The 615-nt window shown below is 42.4% G+C and carries 1 protein-coding gene; it reads right to left on the bottom strand.

Going from position 1 to position 615, the window contains the following annotated elements:
- On the bottom strand, positions 1-615 hold a 615-nt coding region (locus ACIR131C_RS21495), incomplete at both ends, for a DUF4347 domain-containing protein (RefSeq protein ID WP_035371322.1).

The following is a 615-nucleotide window of genomic DNA, read 5'->3' as shown; positions in this document are numbered from 1 at the left end:
GAATGTGGGACTATTTCTATATGTAGCTAGGGCAGTTTCTACAGAAGTTTTTCCAGATAATGTCCATATTTCCGCTCCAGTCAGCTTAATGATATCTGTCTTGACTACTCCCAGGCTGTTTTTAATCTCATTGGCTTGGGTGGTATTGATTCCGTCCTTGAATTTAACAATCAGTTTATTACTGGCATAAGCTGGTTGCTTAGTTGCATATTTTCCGGTATCTTGACTATTTCCGTTTGAGATGATTGGTGCAATTTCTAGCGCTGGAGATGCTTCAATCAATCCAGTAGTGTATTCTAATACCCAGTCTCCACCGGATGCAGTATTACCAGTCAAGTCATCAGATGCAGCTACATCTGCCCCCGTCAACTGACTAATTTGCTGGACAAAAGTTTTACCGGCTGAACCCTGAGCAACATTGGAACCATACAACAGAATATCTCCTGTGACGGTGAGAGATTGACCCCACTGCTGCAATTGTGATGTGTAATTGCTGAGGTTTGCGGAGTTGAGGACGATTGAACCAAGTGACAAACTGCCTTCTGCCCCCTGAGAAATAATCTGAACGCTATCAATGTTTGTCAGTCCTGATAAATTCTGAGTGATTTGCTGAAT

The organism is Dolichospermum circinale AWQC131C, assembly GCF_000426905.1.
GTDB lineage: Bacteria > Cyanobacteriota > Cyanobacteriia > Cyanobacteriales > Nostocaceae > Dolichospermum > Dolichospermum circinale.
The sequence above is the reverse complement of the archived record's forward strand: the minus strand, read 5'-3'. Positions and strand labels throughout refer to the sequence as shown.